Genomic DNA, 23202 nt, shown 5'->3' with positions numbered 1-23202 from the left:
GCGTAAAGCGCCGGTCCGCCGACGCGGCACACACCGGCCCGGGCGCAGGGCGACCACCCGCGCGCGTCAGGGGCGCGGCAGGAACCCGCTCAGCTCTTCCGCGATGACGCGGTCCACCTCTGCAGGCTCGGCAGTCGGCGTGCCGTCGCCGGGCTGCGGGCCGTACGCGCCGAAGGAGGCGTGCGAGGCGCCGGGGATCTCGACGAACGTGGCCGACGCCGGCAGCTGTGCCTTGGCATCCGCGATCTTCTGCGGGGTGCTGAGGCCGTCCTCGGAGCCGGAGAGGCTCAGGACCGGCAGCTCGGATGCCGACAGGTCGTTCGCGCAATACGAGGCGAAGAGCACGAGTGCGTCGGCGTCGGAGGCCAACTGGCACGCGCGGACTCCGCCGAGGGAGTGGCCGCCGACCGCCCACGTGGTGACGTCGGGGGCGAGGTCGGTGAACGTCGACAGCGGCCGCGGATCGAAGAACGCGAGGTTCAGCCACGGGCGGGTGATGACGACCGTGATGCCGTCGTCGACGACGGTGTCGGCGAGGGTCGCGATGTAGCCCTCGGCCTCGACCTTCGCGCCCGGGATGAACACCAGACCCTGGCCGGTCGCCCCGGTGGTGGGGGAGAGGACGATGCCGGCGCCGTCGTCGCTGATCGTCAGCCCCGGGTCTTGTTCCGCCTGGGCGAGGGGGCCGGGCTCGGCGCCCATGACGCCCACTTGGGTGTAGATCAGGATGCCGCCGACCAGGAGTACCACGAGAGCCCCGATACCGCCGAGGACCCACGGCACCCACCGACGACGACGGGGGCGGGTCGCGGACGGGAGCTCACGGTCGGTCACGTCCCGAGCGTAAACCCCGGGACCGCCGCGGCGACGGGCTTGCGGCCGGGGCTCCGATCCCACCCGACGACGGTGGGGACGGGCCGAACGACAGCCGCCCGATGCGGCGCACTCGGCGACGCATCGGGCGGCGGTGTCCCTGCCGGGTACGGCTCAGTCGGCCAGAGCTTCCTGGCGGGCCGCGACGACCGCGACGATCCGGGCCGACAACGGGTGCGCCGCGTCGAGACCGGTCACCTCGGCCGTGAACGCCTCGGCGTCGAGCTCGCGCAGGAGGCGCTGCAGCTCGACGGCCTGGGCGTCCTCGGCATCCGAGAACTCGAGAGCCGCGGCCATCGCCGCCACGAGGGCATCGACGGGAAGACCCCGTTCGACGGCCTCGGCCGCGGGACCGACGAACCGCTCGTGGCGCGAGAGCTTGCGCAGGGGCTGACGGCCCACGCGCCACACCGTGTCGGGAAGGGCGGCGTTGCGGAAGCGCCGCAGGATCGTCGCGCGGTACTCGCCCTGCACGCCCGCATCCAACTCGTGCTTCTCGACCAGCAGGGCGCTGGTCTCCTCGAGCGCCGCCTCGACCTTGGCCGCGATCGCGGGGTCGGCGAGGGCGTCGGAGATGCGGTCGATACCCGCCTGCGCGCCGAAGTACGCCGTGGTGGCGTGCCCGGTGTTGACGGTGAAGAGCTTGCGCTCGATGTAGGGCTCGAGGTCGTCGACGAAGTGCGCACCGGGGATGTGCGGCGGGGTGTCGCCGAACGGGGCGCGCTCGATGGCCCACTCGTAGAACGGCTCGACGGTGACGTCGACGCCGCCCTGCGCCTGCGCCGGCACGATGCGGTCCACCGCGGTGTTGGCGAATACGGCGCGGGATGCCAGGGCGTCCCACGACTCGCCCGCCAGCGCGACCACGTGCTCGCGCAGCTGGTCGGTGGCGCCGATCGCGTTCTCGCACGCCATGATCTGCAGCGGCGCGAGCGAGGGGTCGCGAAGTGCCAGACCCGCGACGATGTGCGGGGCGACGAACTTCAGGATCGTCGGGCCGACCGCGGTGGTCACCACGTCGGCCGTGGCGATCTCGTCGACGAGTGCCTCGGCATCCACCGAGCTGTCGATCGCGCGGAAGCCCGTCACCTGCTTGTCGACGCCGCCGTCCCCCACCTCGTGCACGGTGTAGGACGACACGTCGTTGATGGCCTGGACGAGGGCCGCCGAGACGTCGGAGAAGACGAGATCGTACCCGCCCTCGTGCAGCAGCAGGCCGACGAAACCGCGCCCGATGTTGCCGGCGCCGAAGTGGACGGCCTTCATGCGTTGACGGACCCGGAGAGGGCCTCGTAGAGCTCATCGGGGGAGGAGGCGGCCTTGAGGCGCGCGACATCGTCCTCCTCGGAGAAGAGGATGGCGATCTGCGACAGGATCTCGAGGTGCTCGTCGCCCTTGCCGGCGATGCCGACGACGAAGGTCACCGGCTCGCCGCCCCAGTCGACGCCGCCGTCGTAGCGGACGACCGACAGACCCGAGGTGAGGATGGCCTGCTTGGTCTCGTTGGTGCCGTGGGGGATCGCGAGCTCGTTGCCCATGTACGTCGACACGGTCTCTTCACGCTGCTGCATGGCGGAGAAGTACTCGGCGGTGACCGAGCCCGCGGCCTGCAGCAGGTCGGCGGCCTCTTTCATCGCCTCCTCGCGGCTGGCGCTCCCGGGGTGGATGCGGACGGATTCGATGCGGAGGACGTCTGACATGGTTCTCGCCTTTCTCGTCGTGCTGTCCAGCCTTGCAAATGACGGGCCGGACGGGAAGGCGGAGGGGCCGGGCTTGCGCGCCGGCCCCTCCGTGGTAGGTGTTACTTCGCGTCGTGCTGCGCGCGGACCATCTCCACGACCTCGTCGTACTTCGGCGAGTTCATGAAGTTGTCGACCGACACGTGCACCGAGTCGGGCGACTGCGCCTTCGCGCGGTCGGTGAGCTGGTTCTGCGTGATGACCAGGTCGGCCGAGCCGTCGAGGTTCGCGATCGCCTGGTTGGTGACCGTGATGCCGTCGATGCCCGCCTTCTTGATCTTGTTGCGCAGGACGCTCGCGCCCATCGCCGACGAGCCCATACCGGCGTCGCAGGCGAACACGATGTTGTTCAGCTGCTTCGTGGCCACAGCGCCGCCGAGCCCGCCGAGGGCACCGTCGACATCGCGGTCGGCCGCCTCGGTCGTGCCGGCGCCGGTCGTACCGCCAGCTCGCGTGCGGAGGGCGCCGAGGGTCGACGACTCCTTGCCCTTGTTGGCCGCGGTCTGGTCGATGGCCGCGGCGAAGCTGTCGCCCTCGGCCTCCTGGTCGCGCTTGCGCGAGGCGCGCAGGATGACGCCCGCCACGAGGAAGGTGACGACGGCGGCGACGACCACCGACAGCAGGACGACGAGCACGTTCGCAACGCCGCCGCCGGCGGCGGCAGCTGTCACCGCGATGATGCTGCCGGGAGCGGCCGGGAACAGCAGACCGCCCTGGAAGATCATGTTCGTGGCCACACCCGAGGCGCCACCGGCGATCAGGGCGAGGATCGTCATGGGCTTGGCGAGGGCGTACGGGAAGTAGATCTCGTGGATGCCACCGAGGAACTGGATGACGATGGCGCCGGGGGCCGAGGCCTTCGCCGCGCCCACACCGAAGAAGGTGAAGGCCAGGAGGAGACCCAGGCCGGGGCCGGGGTTGGCCTCGATGAGGAACAGGATCGACTTGCCGGTATCGGCGACCTGCTCGACACCCAGGGGGGTGAACACGCCGTGGTTGATCGCGTTGTTGAGGAACAGCACCTTGGCCGGCTCGACGATGATCGACAGCACCGGCAGCAGGTTGAACTGCACCAGGAACGCCACGATGCTGCCGAGGACGGTGCTGATGCCGAGGAACACCGGACCGAAGGCGAAGAAGCCGACGATCGCGAGGACCATGCCGAGGATGCCGGCCGAGAAGTTGTTCACGAGCATCTCGAAGCCGGGGCGGATCTTGCCGTCCCACAGCTTGTCCATCTGCTTGGTGATCCACGCCGCGAGAGGGCCCATGATCATCGCGCCAAGGAACATCGGGATGTTGGTGCCGACGATGACACCCATCACGGCGATCGTCGCGACCACGCCACCGCGCGCACCGTAGACGATGCGTCCACCGGTATTGGCGATGAGCAGCGGCAGCAGGTACGTGATCATCACGCTGACCAGGCCCACGTAGCCCTGGTAGGTGGTGCCGTCTTCGGTCGCGGTGAGCGCGGTCATGGCGCCGGGCCAGTTGATGACCGCGGCGTCACCGCCGCCGCCGAGGATCTCGGCGACCGGCGCCCAGTGCCATGCCGCTCCGAAGGGGCTGTCGGCGCCGAAGAAGCCGGCGGGGATGAAGAGCATGGTGATGAAACCCCATGCGATGAATGCCGCGATGTTCGGCATGATCATGCCGGAGAGGAACGTCCCGAATCGCTGTACGGCGATCCGTGCTCCTCCCGGCTTCTTGGTGGCTGACGTCGTCGTCATTGCTGTGTCTCCTTGACTAGCGGTGCGGCAGGGCCGCGGTTGGGGTGGGCGGCTTACACCGCGACGGGGGTCGAGGAGGCGGCCTGGGCCGCCTCACGGGCTGAGGCCGCGTCATCGGCGGCCAGGGCTGCCTCGGCGATGCGGCGGGCATCGTCGAGAGTGTGGGTGAGCAGGCTCGCGCGCACGTCGGCGAGGGCCGTGGGGGCCATCGACAGGGTGGTGGCGCCGAGGCCGACGAGCACGACGGCGAGCAGCGGGTCGGCCGCGGCCTCGCCGCAGATGCCGACGGGCTTGTCGTTCGCGCGGCCCGCCGCCCCGACCTCGCGGATGAGGCGGAGGACGGCCGGATGCCACGGGTCCTGGAACGACGCGACCGAACCGAGCAGACGGTCGGCGGCGAGGGTGTACTGCGTCAGGTCGTTGGTGCCGATCGAGGCGAAGTCCGCGATCTGCAGGATGCGGTCGGCCAGCAGCGCCGAGGACGGCACCTCGACCATCACGCCGGTGGTCTTCAGGCCGTAGTCCTTCGCCAGATCCGTGAAGTAGCGGGTCTCCTCGACCGTCGACACCATGGGCGCCATGACCCACAGGTCGGCGGGGCCGGCCTCGGACGCCCGCGTCGCGGCATCCGCTTCGGCGAGAGCCGTCAGCTGCTCGCGCAGGATGTCCTCGCTCGCACGCAGGGCGCGGAGGCCGCGAAGGCCCAACGCGGGGTTCTCTTCGTGCGCGTCGTTGAGGAAGGGGAGGGGCTTGTCGGCGCCGGCGTCGAGCACGCGCACGACGACCTTCTTGCCGGGGAAGGCGGCGAGCAGCTCGGTGTACGCCGCGCGCTGCTCCTCGACCGTGGGGGCGGAGCTCGAGCTCAGGAACAGGAACTCGGTGCGGAAGAGGCCCACGCCCTCGGCGCCCAGCTCGACGGCCTCCGACGCGCCACCCGGCTTACCGAGGTTCGCCAGCAGCGGGACCTTCGTGCCGTCGGCGAGGGCGCCGTCGGTGATCGGGGCGGATGCCGCGGCGGCCCGCGAGGCGGCACGGGTGAGCGCGCGCGCCTTCTCGTCGTCGGTCGGGTCGACGGTGACCACGCCCGCGGCGGCGTCCACGATGACGGACTGCCCGTCGACGAGGTCTTTGGCGCCGCTCGCGCCCACGACGGCGACGATCGACTTCTCGCGGGCGAGGATCGCGGTGTGCGAGGTGGGTCCGCCCTCGGTGGTGACCAGGGCCAGCACCTTGTCGAGGTCGAGCAGCGCGGTGTCGGCGGGGGCGAGGTCTTTCGCGACCAGCACGAACGGGTGGCCGGGATCGGGGATGCCGGGGGCGGCGACGCCGCGGAGGCGTGCGATCACACGCTGGGCGACATCGTCGAGGTCGGCGGCGCGCTCGCCGAGGTAACCGCCCAGGGCGACCAACTGCTCGCGGAAGGAGGCGAAGGCGTCGTGCACGGCGAACTCGCCGGTCTTGCCACTCGCGAGGCGGCTGTCGACCTCGGCTTCGAGGGTCGGGTCCTCGGCGATCATCGCCTGCGCTTCGAGCACGTCGCGCGCGGCACCGCCGGCCTGGGCCCCGCGGGCCTCGAGCTCACGGGCGACGGCGGCGACGGCCTCGCGCACGCGCGCCGTCTCGGCCTCGACCGGGAGGTCGCTCTTGGCGTCCTTCGGCGCGGGCAGGGGCTCCGCCATGCGCGCGATAGGTCCCTGGGCGACGCCCAGTCCGATTCCGACTCCACGGAGTTCCGTCATGTTCCTGTGCTTCCTTTACTCGGCGTCGTGGTCGGTGGTCAGCAGTTCGCTGAGGCGGTCGATCGTGGCTTCGGCGTTCGCGCCGTCGGCGGTGAGGGTGACGTAGTCGCCGTACTCTAGGCCCAGGGCGATGATGCCGAGGATGCTGGCCGCGTTGATCGGCTTACCCGCGTCCTTCGCGATGGTCACGGGGATGCCGGACTGCTTGGCCGCCTGCGCGAAGAGCTTCGCCGGACGGGCGTGCAGGCCGTGCGACGATCCGATGCGGACGGTGCGGGTCAGGTGCGGCATGGGGTCCTTTCCGTCGATCTCAGATCGTGTCCGCGGGCTGGCGGACGCGCAGCGCCTCTTCGACCAGGGCGAGGGTTCGGGTGCCGGTGACGTCGGCGAAGACGTCGTCGGGGAGCAGGACGACGGTGACGCTCCGAGCCGCGGCGGCGTCTCGGATGCGGTCGATGTCGGCGGCGAGGTGGGGCCCCACGAGCACGATGTCGGCGGTGTCGAGGTCGATCGGCAGAGAACGCGACGTTCCCGCCGACGCGGAGTGGTCGAGTCCGCGTTCGAGTGCAGCACGGCGCACGCGCTGCGCGACGAACGTGCTTGACGCACCCGCTCCACACACCACGAGGATCCTCATCGACCGGCCTTTCTCCCTCACGATTGTCTGCACCTCGTTCCCAGCCGACAACCAGGTTCGTTTCCCACCCCCCGGAATAGGGATGGGGATCGCGATCTGTTCCGGCGCACCGCGCGGTGAGGTGCCGCGCACGCGCGAGCGCGACGACGGGTCTCGTCCCGCGCCGCGGGCGCGCGTGCGATCGCGACGACGGTTTCCTTCCGCGCCGCGGGCGCGCGCGGTCGTGACGGGCGGGGCGGGCCCCGCCCCGCTGTGGCGCACGCGTGGTTGGATGGAGGGGACGCGGCCCGCCGGGGCGGTGCGGAGGACGGATCGTGACGACGAAGACTCGCCAAGACCGCCTCGTGGCACTTCTGCTGCGCGATGCGGAGTGGTCGACGGCGGCGTCGCTCGCCGACGCTCTCGGGGTGACTCCGCGCAGCGTCCGCTCCTACGTCACGGCCGTCAACGCCCGCGTCCCCGGGGGCGCGGCGATCGAATCGGGTCCGCAGGGGTATCGCGCCGGAAGCAACGCGGCCGCCGCCCTGCGCACCATCACCGGGTCCGACGCGGGCACCCCGCGCGACCGCCTGCACACGCTCGTGCGCCGTCTGCTCGATGCCGCCGACGGCATCGACGTGTTCGACACCGCCGACTCGCTGCACGTCAGCCCCGCCACCCTCGAGGCCGACCTGTCGCGCGTGCGGGGACTGCTCGGCGGGACCGAGCTGACGCTCGAGCGTTCGGCATCCACCGCCCGCCTGCGGGGGACCGAGGTCGCACAACGGCGCCTGCTGTCCAAGCTCGCGCACGACGAGATGGATGCCGGCCTGTTCGACCTCGATGCGTTGCGGCGGACGCTCGGGGAGCGCTCGGTCGGCGCACGCGCCTTCGGGCCGTTCAAGGCCGAGCTGGTGGCCGAACTCGGGGCCCTGGGCTACTACGTCAACGAGATCGGCATCGGCGACGTGGTCATGCACATCGCCATCGCCGCCGACCGCACCACCCGCGACCGCGCCCTCGGCTCTCCGGGCGGCGACTCCTCCGACGCCGCGGCGGCCGTCGTGACGCTGCTCGACCGCCTCACCCTCAAACACATCGGCGTGCAGCTCGGCTCCGGTGACCTGCGCCACCTCGCCACCCTCGTGCTCACCCGCATCGTCGCCCCCGGCTCCCCGGGCGGCGACGACGTGCGCGCGCGCCTCGACCCGACGGTGGAGGTCGCCGTGCGCCGGGTCGTCGAGAACGCGGCATCCGAGTTCCTCGTCGACATCGCCCACGACGACTTCATCCTGCGCCTGGCGTTGCACGTGCAGAACCTCCTCGCGCGGGCGCGGGAGCAGGCGTGGTCGCGCAATCCACTCACGCGATCACTCAAGTCGACGTATCCGATGATCTTCGAGGTCGCCGTCTACATCGCCAAGGGGCTGCAGGACGGCCTCGGCATCCCGATCCTCGACGACGAGATCGCCTATATCGCCATGCACGTCGGCGGGCGGCTCGAACGCAGTCGCCGGGCCGACCAGCTGCTGACGGCGACCATCGTGTGCCCCGGGTACTACGAGATGCAGGAACTGCTGCGCTCGAGCGTGGACCGCTCGCTCGGGCAGGCGATCGAGGTCGTGGGCGTCGAGACGCGCATCGACCCTGCCTGGGATGCCATCGACACCGACCTCGTCCTCACCACGATCGACCCGCCGCGCCCGGGCGACCGCTTCGTGCGGATCCAGCCGTTCCTCACCGACGCCGACGTCGAGCGGGTACAGGCCGCGGCCGGCCGCATCCGCCGCGGGCGACGCCTGGCGCGTCTGCGAGCCGAACTCGAGCGCTACTTCGCGCCCGAGGCGTTCGTGCGGGGACTGGATGCCACCGACGGCGAGGCCGGCGTCATCCGGCGTCTGGGCGGGCTGCTGGTCGAGCAGGGCGTCATCGACGAGGCCTACGTGGCGCGAGCGGTGGAGCGTGAGTCGATCTCGTCCACGGCGTTCACCGACGCGCTCGCCGTGCCGCACGCGATGGGAATGACCGCGACCAAGACGCGCATCGCGATCGGCATCGCCGATCCCTCAATCACGTGGGGCGAGGGACGCGTGCAGGTGGTGGCGCTCGTGGCCTTCAGCGAGACCGACCGCGAGGCCTTCCAGACGGTGTTCGAACAGTTCGTCGAGGTGTTCAGCGAGCGCGACAGCGTGCAACGGATCGTCCGCCGGGCGACGTCGTTCCCGGCGTTCCTGGATGAGCTGGTCGCGGTGATCGACGGCTGACGCCGGCTGCGCGGGTGTTCGCCCCGCTGTCGCCGGATGGGCGGGGCGGGGGCTTGCTTCGCGGGCGGGGTTTGCTTCGCGGGGCGTGAAATGTGCAACGGGGCGGGTGTCGCACGCCCCAGTGCACATTCGGCGCCCCAGTGCGGGGTCGCGGGCGGATGCCGCGGATCGCGGCGCCGAGTGGGCTCGATGGACGCGGGTGTGGCGCCGGGCGGGCGTGGTCGACGCGGGCGCGGCGTCGGGGCGGAGATTGCGCTTCGGGGCGTGAAATGTGCAGCGGGGCGAGTTCTGGACGCCCCGGTGCACATTTGGTGCCCCGGTGCGGGGTCGTTGGCGGATGCGGATGCGGAGAATTGAGGCGCCGGCGCGGCGGTGGTGTCGAGCGGGCGGGGCGTCGAGCGGCGCGGCGCTGAGCGGGCGCGGTTGACGCGGGCTGGGCATCGGGGCGGAGATTGCGCTTCGGGGCGTGAAATGTGCAGCGGGGCGGGTTCTGGACGCCGCGGTGCACATTCGGCGCCCCGGTGTGGGGTCGTCGGCGGATGCCGTGATTGGCGGCTCCGGCAAGGGGAGCCCGGGTGTGGGGTCGTCGGCGGAGGCCGCGGATCGCGGCGCTGGCGCGGCGGTGGCGTCGAGCGGGCGCGGCGTTGAGCGGACGCCGTCGATGCGGGCGTGGGGGCGGAGCGGAGTGGGCGCCATCAGCGCGGGGGCTCGATTCCGAACGCGCGGAGGCGCCGGCCGAGGGTGGCGGCGTCGCGGAGGTCGTCCCAGCCCCATCGGGCGAAGCGCCTGTTCGTCGTGCCGCGAATCCAGTCCTCCCGCTGCTTCTCGCGATCGACGACCTCGAACGCCGATTGGCCGGCCGCCTCGGCGAGATCCCGGTACTTCGCCTTCCCGTCGAATTCTCCCCACGCTCCCACGTCGTCCAACCCGAAGTCGATCCAGAACGTCGCGCCGTGCGGCGCGGCCACGGGAACCTGAAGAGACGGTGAGGCGAAGCCGAGATCGAGCAGTCGCAAGCGGCTGACGCTCTCGCCCGGGAGCTGGGCGCGACCGTCTGCGAGGTGGAGGATCCGCTCCGCCGTGCGTCGGTTCCGGGTCGCCCGCGCCGTCCAGTCGAGGGCGTCCTGTCGAAACCGCGACGCGGCCTCCACGTCGTAGGCTCCTGGCGGCTCGAACGCGTATCGCCTGAGCGCTGCGTCGGCGACGCTGAGCGCGGCGTCCCGAGCATCGTTCCTCGCGACATCGGCGACCGTCCGGGCAAGGGGCGTGCACAGTAGGCCGTTCACTTCTTCCGCGCTCCGCTCGTGGAGGTCGCGATGCCGCACGACGTCCGCGGCCGCGCCGGGGCGATCCTCTGCGGTGAGCACGTGGAGCCTTCCGTCGTCTCGCACGCAGGGGAGTCCCTGTATCGCAGCAGCGGTCATGCCGCAGAATGTGGGCTGCGAACGACTGACGAGCGCGAGCGCACGAGCACGCAGCACGATCTTCTGCTCCGTGCTGGTGAGCCGCACGAGGTCGGCTGCGCGGGCGTACACGCCACGCCGGACGACGGCGAGGTTCCCCGCGTCGAGTTCGCGGCGCACGCGTCGGGAACCCCATCCGAGATCGTCGAGCTGGGTGCGGCGGATGAGCGGCAGCGTGAGTTCCGTCGGCATCCGTCCACGATGACGCCAAGCCCCCTCCGGTCATTGCGGCTCGCGCGGTTCCCGTGGACGAATCGGGCTCGATCGGTGCGGGGGAGGAAGGATGCCGCGAGCGTCACTGGGGTCGAGAATGTGCAGTGGGGCGATTATCGGACGCCCCGTTGCACATTACGTGCCCCGTCGAGACGCTGCTTTCGGTTTCGACGTGACCGCACGACGCCCGGTGACCGCACGACGCCCGGTGACCGCACGACGCACCGCCGCGCACCGCTGCAACGACGCCCCGGACTACAAGCCGACGCCGGCGAGTTGCGGCGCGACCCGCGACGACACCCCCAGCAGCCTTTCGATCGCGTCGACCGCCCGCGGCGCGGCGCGACCGTCGCCGTAGAGGTTCTGCGCTCGCGACATCCGGGCGTGCAGGGACGGGTCGTCGAGCAGGCCGGAGAGCTCCGCCACGACCGCCTCGCGGCGCGTGCCGATCAGCCGCGCCGCCCCCGCGGCGACGCCCTCGCCGCGCTCGGTGGTCTCGCGCACCACGAGGGCCGGGACGCCGAGCGCCGGCGCCTCCTCCTGTACCCCGCCCGAATCGGTCACGGTGCAGTAGGCCCGCGCCAGCATCCGCCCGAACTGCGCGTAGGGGAGGGGCTCGCACAGCACGACCCGCTCCGTCCCACCGACGGCCGCGCGCACCTCGGCGCGCACCTGCGGATTGGGGTGCAGGGGGAGCACCGCCACCACGTCGGGACGCGCGGAGACGACCTCGGCGACGCCCGAGGCGATACGCGCGAGCGGCCCGCCCCACGACTCGCGCCGGTGCACCGTGACCAGCACGACGCGTTCCGCGCCCACGGCGATCTCCTCCATCGCGGGGTCGTCGAAGCGCTGCGGGTGCGTCTTCTGGCGGTGCAGGGCATCGATGCCGGTGTTGCCCGTGACGACGATGTCGTCGGGGCGGATGCCCTCGGACAGCAGGTTCCGCTGCGCGGCCTCCGTCGGTGCCAGATGGAGCGATGCCAGCGGGGCGATCAGGCGGCGGTTGCCCTCCTCCGGGAAGGGGGAGCGCAGATCGCCCGATCGCAGGCCCGCTTCGAGATGGATGACGCGGGCGCCGGCGTAATAGGCCGCGACCGCCGCGAGCGCGGCACTGGCGGTGTCGCCCTGCACCACCACGGCATCCGGTGCTCCGTTCGCCCAGCGGGCCGAGAGGGCGGCGAAGATCGTCGATGTCGTCTCGGCGAGGGCGGCGCCGCGGCGGAACACGTCGAGGTCGGCGTCGGGGCGGATGCCGAACGACGCGTTGATCTCGGCGACCATCTCGCGGTGCTGGCCGGTGACGGTGACGGTCGTGCGGATGCCGTCGCGTCGCTGCAGTTCGGCGACGAGTGGGGCGCACTTGATCGCCTCTGGCCGTGTGCCGTATACGACGTCGATCCAGGGAGGGGTCATCAGCTGCTCTCCTCGTTCGGGCGGGATTCGTGTATGCGGGATGCAGCCGGGAGGGGAGCGGTCGCCCAAGGCTCGGTCGGACGAGCGGCCGCCCGACGCGGGCCCGACTCGCGCAGCGAGATGCGCAGCAGCAGCACGATCGCCAGGACGAAGCCGACGATGACGAACAACGACCCGACGTAGCGGTGCACGAGGTCGAACCCCTCACGGCCGTACACGCCGTACGCCCAGGCGGCGGAGGCGAAACGGACCATGTTGCAGAACACCGCGATGCCGAGTCCGACGAGAAGCCCGATCCCGACGCGGCCGGTCGGAGCGCGGGTGATGCCCGTAATCGCCACGGCTAGCAGCAGCAGCGGAACCGCGAGCACGGTGGTCGAGCACATGGTGGTGATCACCAGGCCCGTGACCTCCGGGGTGCCGATGCCGAACCACACGATGGGACCGGCGGCGACCGCGCGGCCGGGGGCGACGAGGCCGATGAACTCCCGCGCGAGGATCGCCTCGGCGGCGCGTGTCGTCGCCTCCGTCGCGATGAGGGCCGCCGCGGCGATCGCCAGCGCCCCCGCGGTGGCCAGGCGGGCGATCCTGACGCGTCGATCACGGGCGCTCGCCCGATCGCCGCGGGCCCGCAACGGCGTGACAGCGACGCTCACGATTCCACCGCCAGCAGCAGGCGTCCGGCCTCGGCGTTGCGGCGGGTCTTGGTCCAACCCCGGCGCCCGGTCATCATGCGGCCGAAGGCGCGCACGACGCAGATGTAGCTCTGGTACATGTACAGCCAGTACCCCAGGCCCCAGAGCCCCGCACGCCAGAGGGGATGCCGTTCCTCGCGCGTGACGTACACGAGCGGCCAGAGGGCGAAGGGGAGGATGCCGGTGAGGATCCACAGCGGGATGATCCAGGTGGCGCCGGCCAGCCAGCCGAACAGACCGCCCGGCGACAGCGCGCCGGACACGACCATGGCGATGGTGACCGTGGGCCACAGCACGAACCCGATCAGCTGGATGTACGGGATGGCGAGGAAATACGCCGCCTCCAACGCCCCCGCGTTGGTGAAGGTGCGGGACGCGTAGATCTTGGGCAGGTAGCGAGCGCACTGCAGGCCGCCCTGGCACCAGCGGGTGCGCTGGGTGAGCAGGCGTCGTGCGGAGGGCAGCGCCTCCTGCGACACCCACGTGTCGTGGGCGTACACGGTGCGGTAGCCGGCGAGCATGATGCGAAGGCCCACCTCGTAGTCCTCCAGCAGAGCGTCGCCCCAGGGCACGCCTTCCACGGCGGAGGCGGCGCGCAGGGCGCTGAGTCGGGTGAACTGCCCGTTGCCGCCGAGCCCCACCGACACCGTCCGCATGCGAAGCACCTGCATCGCCGCGATGGTCGTGCGGAATTCGATGTCCTGCATGCGGATGAGATACCGCGCCCAGGCCTGACCGAACCCGCTCTTCCCCGCGGCCGGGGCGGGGTCGTCTCGGTTGCTCATGCGCACGGCCACCTGGGTCGCTCCCACGTCGGGCGAGCCGAACGCCGCGGGGCCGGCCGCCTGACGGAGGGCGTTCTCGGCGAGCGACCCGTCGGCGTCGAGGACGATCACGATCGTGTGGTCGTCCTCGACGCCGCGGTCACCGCGCAGTTCCCGCCACTCCGCTAACCGGACGTACGCGGCGTTCAGGGCGGCCCCCTTGCCCGTGCGGGCATCGGGAAGCCGTCGGATCACGGCGTGCACCAGGGGATCCGCGTCGGCGAAGCCGGCGACGATGTCGCCCGTGCCGTCGGTGCTGGCGTCGTCGATGATCCACAGATGAACCGTCGGAAAGCGCTCGCGAGTCCTCCTGATCGTCTCGGCGATCACCGCCGCTTCGTCTCGACAGGGGATGAACGCGTGCCACTCGAACCCCGCGGGATCGCCCTCGACGGCGCCGCGACGGCGCACGAAGGGGACGACGATCAGCGCCGTGTAGGTGAGGAACATCACCAGGAAGACGAAGGAGAGCGAGAAGAGGAACTCGAGCGCGTTCACGAGCGGGGGGTGTCCTCTCCGGATGCCAGGTCGACGGCATCCTGTGACCGAAGACGCCGCGAGCGCCAGGCGAGCAGTCCGCCGATCACTGCTGCGCCGACCCCGACGACGGCGAGTGTCGCCGTCGGGGCCGCGTAGCCGGTGACCGCGAGGATGCCGACGGCGCCGCCGCCCATCGCACCGTTGCGGTACACGTGATCAGCCCTGGGCCGGTGTGGCCACGTGCTGGCTGCGACGTCGCAGCAGCACGGCGGCGACGATGACGGCTGCGAGACCGAATCCTCCTCCGGCGAGAGCCAGCGATTCGGGACCTGCCACGGGCACGGCCAGCTGACCGGCGTTGGGGCCGACCGACGCGGTGGCCAGGTCGACGATCGCGATAGCGCCCGCCGTGCCGAGGCCGACCCGCAGCGCCGTCTGGGTGAAGGTTCCGCTGTCCGTCGACTGCACGTTGACCTGCAGCTGCGCGAGCGCGGTGATCGCCGCGCCGAGCGGGCCCTGGAGGCTGTCGACCAGGCCGTCGAGCACCGGGTTGATGACGGCTTCCGCGGCACCGAGTGCGGTGCCGAGGACGAGACCGGCCAGACCCAGCTCGTCGACGCGGTCCTGGACGGCATCCAGGATCCCGTTGACACCGTCGGAGATCTGCGTGACCACGGCTGCGGGCACGAACGAGAGCAGGTCGGTGCCGGGCGGGAGAGCATTGATGTCGGCGACCCCCGCCGCCGCCAGCAGGTCGTCTTCGGTCAGCGTGATGGTGCCGGAGGCGAACGGGTTGTCCAGGTCGAGACCGGCGACGGCGGCCGCGGTCAGCAGCGTGTTGATCGCGGGGTTGAGGGTGTTCAGCACGCCCGAGACGAGGGTGCCGTTGACGACGACGCCGACGTCGGCGACGACGTATTGCCCGCTCTGCGTGCCGTCGGTCGTTTGGGTGGCGGATGCCGCGAGCGTTCCGATGTTCACCTGCAGCCCCGCCAGGGCGTCGGCGCCTCCGACCGTGATGCTGCCCGTGTTCTCCGCCGAGGGGTCGCCGACGCTGGAGGGCGTGACGGTGCCGACGCCGATGAGGCTCGGTGCCGCCGAGACCGCGCCCGAGAACGCCGACGAGCTGCCGTCGTCGTTCGCGCGAGCGTACTGACCCACCGCGCCGAGCTGGATGATGCCGTTGTCGCCGAAGAGGTTCGTCGAACCCGCCTGCAGTGCGACGAGACCCGCGAGGGCCTCGGCGTCGAGGGGCTGGTCGACGATGACGTCGCCCGAGGCGTCGGTGTTGACGGCGTTCGCGCCGCGGAGGGCGACGACGGTGTCGAGGATGTCGGTGCCGAGGAGGGACGTCTGAACGAGACGGCCCGTGCCCTGCGATACGACGTCCACCGGGGCGGCGTGCGCCGCCGTGGCGGGGAGGAGGAGGGCTGCGACGGCGACGGTGGCCCCGACGGCTCGCACGGCCCTCCCCGTTCGAGCAGAGGTGTGTGGACGAATGGTCATGGATGCCTGCTTCCTGGATGGCCGCACACCTTCGGGCCCACCGCGGGCCGGATGGTGCGGTGCAAGGTGAAAGTAGGCGCGCGATCGGGCGGAAGCATCCGTGCCCCGTACGGAATCGGACTACTTAGGGTTCTTCTTTCGGCTCCGTATGTCTCATTGACTACTGATTCCCCGTCGAAAGCTCGGAACCGACACCGAGTTCGGTGTAGGAACGATTCGGGGCCGCGTCCGTGGACGCGGGGGAGTGCAGGGAGACACCGCATGGGTGCAGGTCGACCACTGATGGGGCGCGCGCGGGAGAAATCCATCGCGGCGGAGGCGTTGCGCGCGAAACGCGGCGTTCTGCTGACGGGGCCGGCGCGGAGCGGTCGCTCACGCCTGCTGGCGGCGATCGCCGAGGCGCAGTCGCGGCCGACGTTCGTCATCGAGACACGGGCGGGCGTCGTGACGGTGCGCTCGGGGATGTCCGATCGGCGCGCCCTCATCGGTGCGGACGATGTCGCCGACGTGGTCGCGGAGGTCGAGTTTCGCGCCGGAGTCCTCGTCGTCGATGACATCGACTTGCTTCCGGATGCCGGGGCGGCCGCGCTCATCGACGCCCTGGGCGCATCGAGTGCCGTGCTCCTGGCGGCCCTCGCTCCCCGGCACGAGGTCGCCCGCGGCTCGATCCACCGCTGGGAGCTGCTGCGACCGCTGGTCGAGGACGCCGACCGATTGAACATCGCCGTGGGGCCGCTCGCTCTCGCTGAGACGGCCGCCCTGGCGAACGCGCTGAGGGAGAGCCGGCACGGGGTCGGACCCGCGGACGACGCGTGGATGATGGCGCTGCACCACCTCAGTGGGGGAAGCCCCGGGCTCGTCGGCGAGCTGATCGAGGTCGCCGCGGCCCGCGGGCGGATGCACGCGGTGTGCCCGATCGAGCCGTTCGCCGATCTGCTGCCCGGTGGCCTCGTGGCATCCCTGACGCGGATGCTGGCACCGCTGGACGCGCGCGACCGCCGTCTGCTGGGCATCGTCTTCGAGCTCGGCGCCATTCCACTGCGTCACATCGGATCGGTCGTGCCCGCCGACGTGCTCGCGCGCCTCCACGACGGGAACCTCGTCGTGGCCTCGGTCGAGGCGGGGTCGGCCGCCGTGAGTCCGCTGCTGGCCCGGGTCGTCCACGACTCCGCGCCGCGCGAAGAGCACCTCGACGAGCGTCGCGACATCGCCCACCGCCTCCTCGATCTCCTCCGGCACGGCGATGTGCTGACCCCCGCCGAAGAGGTGTTCTGCGCGCGTTTCGCCGGGACGGTCGAGGTGGTCGGACCCCTCGCCGAGCCTTTGGCGGCGGTGCTGCCGCGCGCGGCGCTCACACTCGCGCGATCGGGCGTGCCGCGCGACTCCCTGTCGGTGATCGCCCGCGTCCTCGACAACGGCCCCGACCTGCGCGCATCGGCGGCGCTCATTCTCACGCGTATCGCCCTCGAGGACTACGCCGAGGCCGAGCTCCTGCTGCGCACTCTTCCCGAGCCCGCGTCGGCGGCCGAGCGCGAGTTGGCCCTGCACGTGTACGTCCGGACGCTGTGCGCGACGTGCGCGGGGTCCGAAGCGGCCCGCGACCGTCTGCGGGCGCTGGCGAGCTGGGCGCCCGACGATGGCGACTGGCGCATCCGCGTCGAGCAGGCGGTGGCGATGCTGTCGCTGCCCAACGGTGCCTCGTTCGCTGAGAGGGCGCCGTCGCCGCAGCCCGTCGATGCGGGACGGCCCGACGCGGCCGTCGTCGACGACGCGCTCCAGGCTGCGCTCGCCGCGGCGCGCGGTGAGGCCGCCCGCGCGCGGGCCCTGCTGCGCGGTCGGCAGGAGACGCACGGGTGGGAGGTCGAGTCCGACCTCACGCTGTTCCTGCTGCACGCCTACACGATGGTGATGATCGGTGAAGATCTCGTCGTCATCGAAGGTGCGACCAGGCGCCGCCTCCTGTCGGCGCGGTGGGCCGACCGTCAGGACGAGGTCGCCGTCCTCGCCCTTCTGGACGCGTCGGTGCAGCTTCTGCGGATGCGGCCCGACGTCGCCTTCGCCAGCCTCCAGATCCCGCGCATCGCCCCGCCGGAGTCGTTCCGCATCTGGTTCGACGCCATCCGCGCCGTCGCCTTCATCACCCGGGGCGATCTCGTACACGCGGCCGAAGCGCTCGAGCGCATCGACGCTGCCTCGACGGGACGGGCGTGCGGCGCGTTCCCGGTACTGCGCGAAACGGTGTGCGCGCGGTTCGAGGTGGCCAACGGCCGGCCGGATGCCGCTGCGGCGCGGGCGTCCCGCGCGATCTCTCTGGCCGAACGGCGGATGCCGGTCCTCCTGCCCGCGCTCCTGCAGATCATGGTGGACGCCGGTGTTCCTGTGTCGGAGGTCCGGGAGCGCGCGGTGGCGCTGGCCGAGAGGTTCGATCTCGCACCCGTGCGCGCGTTCGTCGCCGACTTGCACGAGGCCGCCCGCGTCGACGCTCAGCCCACGCTCGATCTGCTGACCTCACGCGAACGGCAGGTGGTCGATCTCGCCATGACGGGCGCGACGAACGCGCAGATCGCCCGTCGTCTCGGTCTGTCGGTGCGTACGGTCGAATCGCACTTGCATCACGCCCGCACGCGCCTGGGCATGAGTCGCCAGGAGAGGTTCGGACAGGCCGTCGGCGCGGCCCGCCCGCTCGTACAGCGCTGACGGGATCGAGACCCGGCGAGGCCGCTCCGCCACGACGAAGGCGGCGACGCCGACTCGGACGCGGCCGCGCTCCGACGACGGTGCCGGAGCCCCGCCGCCGTCTTGGAGGCTCCCGCGCTCCGACGGCGCAGGAGCCCCGCCGCCGTCTCGGACGCTCCCGTGCTCCGACAACGCCGCCGGAGTCCCGCCGCAGACTCGCACGCCCCCGCGCTACGACGTCGAAGGAGCCTCGCCGCAGCGACGTCGCCCGCCCCTGTCAGCGCACCGCGGCCAGCAATTCCTCCGCGCCCGCGCGCAGCGCCTCGAGGCGGCGGCGGGCCTTCTTGGCCGAGGAGCCGCGCACGTCCAGGTACAGCTTGAGCTTCGGTTCCGTGCCGCTCGGGCGCACGATGAGGCGCGATCCGCCGTCGAGCCAGAGGCGCAGCACATCGCCCGGGGGCAGATCGTCGACACCGGCGAGCAGGTCGTCGATCCGCGCGACCGCGACACCGCCGACGGTCGTGGGCGGGTGAGCGCGCAGGGATGCCATGATCCCGGCGATCTCGCCCACGTCGCTGACCCGGATCGAGATCTGGTCGCTCGCGAACGCGCCGAAGGTGTCGCGGAACTCCTGCAGCAGGTCGGCGACCGTGCGCCCCTGCCCCCGTGCCTCGGCGGCCATGCCGAGCATCGCCACGGCGGCGGAGATGCCGTCTTTGTCGCGGACGGTGCGGGGGTTCACGAGGTAGCCGAGGGCCTCCTCGAAGCCGAAGACGATGCCCGGCGCCCGCGAGATCCACTTGAAGCCCGTAAGGGTGGAGTGGAAGGCGAGACCGTAGTGCTCGGCGACCGCCTGGAGCCCGGGCGACGACACGAGCGAGCAGGCGAGGGATGCCGGGGAGCCGGCATCCGCGTCGGGGGCGCCGTGCGACGAGCCGTCCGACGAGTCGTGGCCGGCTCCGCCGTCGCCGGCTGCGACCTTGTCCGCTGAGCCGTCGCGGGCGGCGGCTGCTTCCCGGGCGGCCCGCCACCCGAGCAGCAGCCCGATCTCGTTGCCGCTGAGCCGGCGCCAGCCGCCCTCCGCGTCGGCGTCGGGGATGGCGACGGCAAGGCGGTCGGCATCCGGATCGTTGGCGATGACGAGCTCGGCGTCCGAGGTGCGCGCGGTCTCGAAGGCGAGGTCCATCGCGCCCGGCTCCTCCGGGTTGGGGAAGGCGACGGTGGGGAAGCGGCCGTCAGGCTCGATCTGCGCCTCCACGAGCGTGGGCGCGGGGTACCCGGCCATGGCGAGCACCCGCGAGACGGTGTCCCATCCCACGCCGTGCATCGCGGTGTAGGCCCAGCGCAATCCCCGAGCGCCCGCGGGTGCCGGGGCGATGGCGGCGGTGGCGGCGACGTAGGCGTCGACGAGCGACTCGGGGGCGTTGGCGTACCCGACCGAGCGGGGGAGCACGCTCACGTTGCCCGCGTCGGCGATGCGCTGGATGCGGGCGGCGATCTCGGCGTCGGCGGGGGAGACGATCTGCGCGCCCTCGTCCGCTCCGCCGAGATAGACCTTGTAGCCGTTGTCGTCGGGCGGGTTGTGGCTGGCGGTGACCATGACGCCCGCATCGGCGCCGAGGTGGCGCACGGCGAAGGCGAGCACGGGAGTCGGCAGCATCCGCGGGAGCAGCACCGCGTTCAGCCCCGCCCCCGCGAAGATCTCGGCCGAGTCGCGTGCGAACACGTCGGAGTTGCGCCGACCGTCGTACCCGATGACGACGGTCGGGGTCGTCGAACCGGCACGCTCGCCGAGGAACGCGGCGAAGCCGGCCGCGGCCTGGGCGACGAGTACCCGGTTCATGCGGTTGGGGCCGGCGCCGAGAGCGCCGCGGAGTCCCGCGGTGCCGAACGCCAGGCGGGTGCGGAAGCGATCGGCGAGGTCCTCGGCCGCCTCGGCATCCCCGCCCTCCACGCGCGCGAGCAGAGCGGACAGCTCGTCGCGGGTCACGGCATCCGGGTCCTGCGCCATCCAGGCGCGGGCCGCGTCGACGAACGTGCCGGCATCGCCGGAAGGGTTCTCGCTCACAGCGCGCCGATCACGCGGGCCAGCAGCGCTGAGATGACGGGCTCGGCCTCGCGGCCGGCCTCGAGCACCTCTTCATGGCTGAGCGGGGTCTTCTGGATGCCGGCGGCCAGGTTCGTGATGAGCGAGAAGCCGAGGATCTCCATGCCCGCCTGGCGTGCGGCGATCGCCTCGAGGGCGGTCGACATGCCGACGATGTGCCCGCCGATGGTCTTGGCCATCTGCACCTCGGCCGGGGTCTCGTAGTGCGGCCCGCGGAACTGGCAGTAGACGCCCTCGTCGAGCGACGGGTCGATGCCCCGGGCGATGTCGCGCAGGCGCGTCGAATACAGGTCGGTGAGGTCGATGAAGGTGGCACCCTCGAGCGGCGAGTCGGCGGTGAGGTTGATGTGGTCGCTGATGAGCACGGGCTGCCCGGGCTTCCACGTCTCGCGGATACCGCCGGCGCCGTTCGTCAGGATCATCGTCTGGGCGCCCGTCGCAGCGGCGGTGCGCACACTGTGCACGACCCGGCGCACGCCGTGGTTCTCGTAGTAGTGCGTGCGCGCGCCGATGACGAGCACGTTCTTCCCGCCCGGGGTGCGGACGCTGCGGAGCGTGCCGACGTGCCCCTCGAGGGCGGGCTTGGAGAAGCCGACGACCTCGGTGGCGGGGAACGACGCCGTCTCCTCGCCGATGAGACCGGCTGCGCGCCCCCAGCCCGACCCCAGGGTGACGGCGATGTCGTGGTGCGCGACGCCCGAGAGGCGCGCGATGTCGGCCGCTGCGGCCGCGGCGACCTCGAAGGGGTCGACCGCGGGGTCGTCGAGCGGGTGAGAGATGCTGTTGGACATCCCCCCACTCTAGAAAGCACGGCGCGTGCGGGCCAGATGCCGGGCTCCGCCGGAGGGCGTGTCGGTCCCCGGCGGGTGGGCGTCGGGGATCCCCGCGCCCTCGTTCGCGGGCCGGCCCCCGGTGCGTTTCACCGCGGCAGCGGATCGGCGGTGGCCGCCACGCTGACAGAATGGATGCCATGGTGCAGAGCTTCGAGCGCAAGCAGTCCGTCGCGATCGTCGGCGGCGGCCCCGGCGGCTACGAGGCGGCCCTGTCGGCCGCGCAGCTCGGCGCCGACGTCACCCTCGTGGAGCGTGCGGGCGTGGGCGGCTCCGCCGTCATCACCGACGTGGTGCCCTCGAAGACCCTCATCGCCACGGCCGACGCCGCCGTCGCCATCCGCAATGCCAGCAGCCTCGGCGTGCAGCTGTTCGCCAAGGACGACCGCGGCAAGCCGCTGACCCCCGAGGTCGCGATCAACCTCGCCGCCGTCAACCAGCGCCTCCTTTCGCTCGCTCGTCAGCAGTCCGACGACATGCGCTCCTCCCTGCTCGAGGCCGGGGTGCGCATCATCTCCGGTCACGGCCGTCTCGATGGCAACGGCGCTGTCGTCGTCTCGACCGAGGCGGGAGGCACCGACTTCGACCGCGTCGAGGCCGAGACCCTCGTCGTCTCGGTCGGCGCGTCCCCGCGCGAACTCCCCTCGGCCAAGCCCGACGGGCAGCGCATCCTCACCTGGACGCAGCTCTACAACATGAAGTCCGTGCCGTCGCACCTCATCGTGGTGGGCTCGGGGGTCACGGGCGCGGAGTTCGCGTCGGCCTACATGAACCTCGGCGCGAAGGTCACGCTCGTCTCCAGCCGCGATCAGGTGCTCCCCGGCGAGGATCAGGATGCGGCTGCCGTGCTCGAACGCGTGTTCCAGCGCGGCGGCATGACGCTGCTCGCCAAGGCCCGTGCCGAGTCGGTCGTCAACACCGGAGACGGCGTCCTCGTCACCCTCGCCGACGGTCGCACGATCGAGGGCAGTCACTGCCTGATGGCGGTCGGCTCGATCCCCAACACGGCCGGCATCGGTCTCGAGCAGGCCGGGGTGCAGATGACGGCGGGCGGCAACATCCGCGTCAACCGCGTCGCGCGCACCTCGGTCCCCAACATCTACGCGGCCGGCGACTGCACGAACTTCGTGCCCCTGGCATCCGTCGCCTCGATGCAGGGACGTCAGGCGATCTTCCACGCCCTGGGCGACATCGTCATCCCGCTCGAGACCCGCCGCATCACGGCCAACATCTTCACCGCCCCCGAGATCGCCACCGTCGGCTTCAGCGAGCAGGACGTCACCGAGGGCCGCATCGCGGGCGTCGTCCGCAAGCTCCCGCTGTCGGCGAACCCCCGCGCGAAGATGCAAGGGATCACCGACGGCTTCGTCAAGCTCATCGCCCGCAAGGGCAGCGGCACGATGATGGGCGGCGTCATCGTCGGCCCCAAGGCGTCGGAGTTGATCTACCCGATCGCGATCGCCGTCGAACGCCGCCTCACCGTCGATCAGGTCGCCCGCGTCTTCGCCGTCTACCCGTCGCTGACGTCGAGCATCACCGACGCCGCCCGTGCGATGCACATCGTCGACCACGACGATCCCGGCGAGGACTGAGCCATTCCGGATGCCGGGACCCCCGGCATCCTCTCCCTCCGACGTCGTGCCCGGCCCCGGCGGCGACCGGTGGCTCGCTCGCCCGCGCGACCGGGCATCCTGCGCCCGTTGAAGGGGTCCGGGAACCGCGGCATCTGGGCCGTGCATAAACGCTCTCCGTGCGCGTAAACACGCTGTCGGTGTGTTTATGCGCACGAATCGCGTTTATGCGGGGAGTCGGGCCTGCTCGTCGGTCGCGCGCCGCGCCGCGCCGCCCGGTCGGCCCGGACCGTCATCCGGATGCCGCGTCCTCGCGTGTCCGCGGCGTTGCTACCCGCCCGCGGCGCTTAGTCCGTGCATAAACGCTCTCTGTGCGCGTAAACACGCTGTCGGTGTGTTTATGCGCACGAATCGCGTTTTTGCGTGGGAGTCGGGCCCGCTCGACGGTGACGCGGGA

18 protein-coding genes are annotated in these 23202 nt (G+C 71.7%); 3 read left to right on the top strand and 15 right to left on the bottom strand.

The annotated features are described in order from the left end of the window. Window positions 1-66 precede the first annotated feature (66 nt). From ASF76_RS13120 to ASF76_RS13090, 7 genes are all read right to left on the bottom strand, one after another. Window positions 67-834: an alpha/beta hydrolase gene (locus ASF76_RS13120; RefSeq protein ID WP_055958555.1), complete on the bottom strand. Its 768-nt coding sequence runs from the start codon at window positions 832-834 to the stop codon at window positions 67-69. A gap of 153 nt (window positions 835-987) precedes the next feature. After that, window positions 988-2139 carry a mannitol-1-phosphate 5-dehydrogenase gene (locus tag ASF76_RS13115; RefSeq protein ID WP_055958553.1) on the bottom strand — a complete coding sequence of 384 codons (1152 nt, stop codon included), beginning with the start codon at window positions 2137-2139 and terminating at the stop codon, window positions 988-990. Further along, complete coding sequence (locus ASF76_RS13110; protein WP_055958551.1) at window positions 2136-2573, bottom strand: PTS sugar transporter subunit IIA; 438 nt, start codon at window positions 2571-2573, stop codon at window positions 2136-2138. The genes ASF76_RS13115 and ASF76_RS13110 overlap by 4 nt, the downstream gene beginning before the upstream one ends. 101 nt (window positions 2574-2674) lie before the next feature. Next, on the bottom strand, window positions 2675-4345 hold the full coding sequence (locus tag ASF76_RS13105; RefSeq protein WP_055958549.1) for a PTS mannitol transporter subunit IICB: 1671 nt from the start codon (window positions 4343-4345) through the stop codon (window positions 2675-2677). A 53-nt stretch (window positions 4346-4398) separates the two neighbouring features. Next, window positions 4399-6084, bottom strand: coding sequence for a phosphoenolpyruvate--protein phosphotransferase (gene ptsP, locus ASF76_RS13100; RefSeq protein WP_055958546.1), 1686 nt, complete (start codon window positions 6082-6084; stop codon window positions 4399-4401). A 15-nt stretch (window positions 6085-6099) separates the two neighbouring features. Next, window positions 6100-6375, bottom strand: coding sequence for an HPr family phosphocarrier protein (locus ASF76_RS13095; RefSeq protein WP_055958544.1), 276 nt, complete (start codon window positions 6373-6375; stop codon window positions 6100-6102). Between the two features lie 19 nt (window positions 6376-6394). Then, the gene (locus ASF76_RS13090; RefSeq protein WP_055958541.1) at window positions 6395-6721 is read right to left on the bottom strand and encodes a PTS sugar transporter subunit IIB; all 327 of its coding nucleotides are present in this window, start codon (window positions 6719-6721) and stop codon (window positions 6395-6397) included. A 314-nt stretch (window positions 6722-7035) separates the two neighbouring features. Here ASF76_RS13090 and ASF76_RS13085 point away from each other — a divergent pair, with 314 nt between their 5' ends. Continuing rightward, on the top strand, window positions 7036-8964 hold the full coding sequence (locus tag ASF76_RS13085) for a BglG family transcription antiterminator (protein ID WP_235561303.1): 1929 nt from the start codon (window positions 7036-7038) through the stop codon (window positions 8962-8964). A gap of 695 nt (window positions 8965-9659) precedes the next feature. On the opposite strand, the gene ASF76_RS13080 is transcribed toward ASF76_RS13085, so the two are convergent. The 6 genes from ASF76_RS13080 to ASF76_RS13055 form a co-directional block, all read right to left on the bottom strand. Then, entirely contained in the window at window positions 9660-10619 is a 960-nt protein-coding gene (locus ASF76_RS13080; protein ID WP_055958538.1) for a hypothetical protein, read from the bottom strand. Between the two features lie 276 nt (window positions 10620-10895). Further along, window positions 10896-12056, bottom strand: coding sequence for a non-hydrolyzing UDP-N-acetylglucosamine 2-epimerase (gene wecB / locus ASF76_RS13075; protein WP_055958536.1), 1161 nt, complete (start codon window positions 12054-12056; stop codon window positions 10896-10898). Next, the gene (xrtS, locus tag ASF76_RS13070) at window positions 12056-12712 is read right to left on the bottom strand and encodes an exosortase S (protein ID WP_055958532.1); all 657 of its coding nucleotides are present in this window, start codon (window positions 12710-12712) and stop codon (window positions 12056-12058) included. Before xrtS ends, wecB begins: the two co-directional genes overlap by 1 nt. Further along, window positions 12709-14073, bottom strand: coding sequence for a glycosyltransferase family 2 protein (locus tag ASF76_RS13065; protein ID WP_055958530.1), 1365 nt, complete (start codon window positions 14071-14073; stop codon window positions 12709-12711). The genes xrtS and ASF76_RS13065 overlap by 4 nt, the downstream gene beginning before the upstream one ends. Next, a complete protein-coding gene (locus ASF76_RS13060) occupies window positions 14070-14267 on the bottom strand; it encodes a hypothetical protein (protein WP_055958527.1) in 198 nt (65 codons plus the stop codon). Before ASF76_RS13060 ends, ASF76_RS13065 begins: the two co-directional genes overlap by 4 nt. A 4-nt stretch (window positions 14268-14271) precedes the next feature. After that, on the bottom strand, window positions 14272-15561 hold the full coding sequence (locus ASF76_RS13055; RefSeq protein ID WP_156459257.1) for a PVV-CTERM domain-containing choice-of-anchor G protein: 1290 nt from the start codon (window positions 15559-15561) through the stop codon (window positions 14272-14274). Between the two features lie 261 nt (window positions 15562-15822). Here ASF76_RS13055 and ASF76_RS13050 point away from each other — a divergent pair, with 261 nt between their 5' ends. Then, window positions 15823-18258, top strand: a complete 2436-nt coding sequence (locus tag ASF76_RS13050) for a helix-turn-helix transcriptional regulator (RefSeq protein WP_156459256.1) — start codon at window positions 15823-15825, stop codon at window positions 18256-18258. Between the two features lie 256 nt (window positions 18259-18514). Here ASF76_RS13050 and ASF76_RS13045 read toward each other — a convergent pair whose 3' ends face one another. After that, window positions 18515-20248 carry a phospho-sugar mutase gene (locus ASF76_RS13045; RefSeq protein WP_055960112.1) on the bottom strand — a complete coding sequence of 578 codons (1734 nt, stop codon included), beginning with the start codon at window positions 20246-20248 and terminating at the stop codon, window positions 18515-18517. Between the two features lie 53 nt (window positions 20249-20301). Then, window positions 20302-21135 (bottom strand): purine-nucleoside phosphorylase, encoded by an 834-nt coding sequence (locus ASF76_RS13040; RefSeq protein WP_055958517.1) that lies wholly within the window; start codon window positions 21133-21135, stop codon window positions 20302-20304. 170 nt (window positions 21136-21305) lie between these two features. Here ASF76_RS13040 and ASF76_RS13035 point away from each other — a divergent pair, with 170 nt between their 5' ends. Then, on the top strand, window positions 21306-22766 hold the full coding sequence (locus ASF76_RS13035; RefSeq protein WP_055958514.1) for an NAD(P)H-quinone dehydrogenase: 1461 nt from the start codon (window positions 21306-21308) through the stop codon (window positions 22764-22766). Window positions 22767-23202: the final 436 nt, after the last annotated feature.

It is taken from the genome of Microbacterium sp. Leaf151, assembly GCF_001424225.1.
GTDB lineage: Bacteria > Actinomycetota > Actinomycetes > Actinomycetales > Microbacteriaceae > Microbacterium.
Note: the sequence above shows the minus strand (reverse complement) of the source record. Positions and strands in the feature narration are given on the sequence as shown.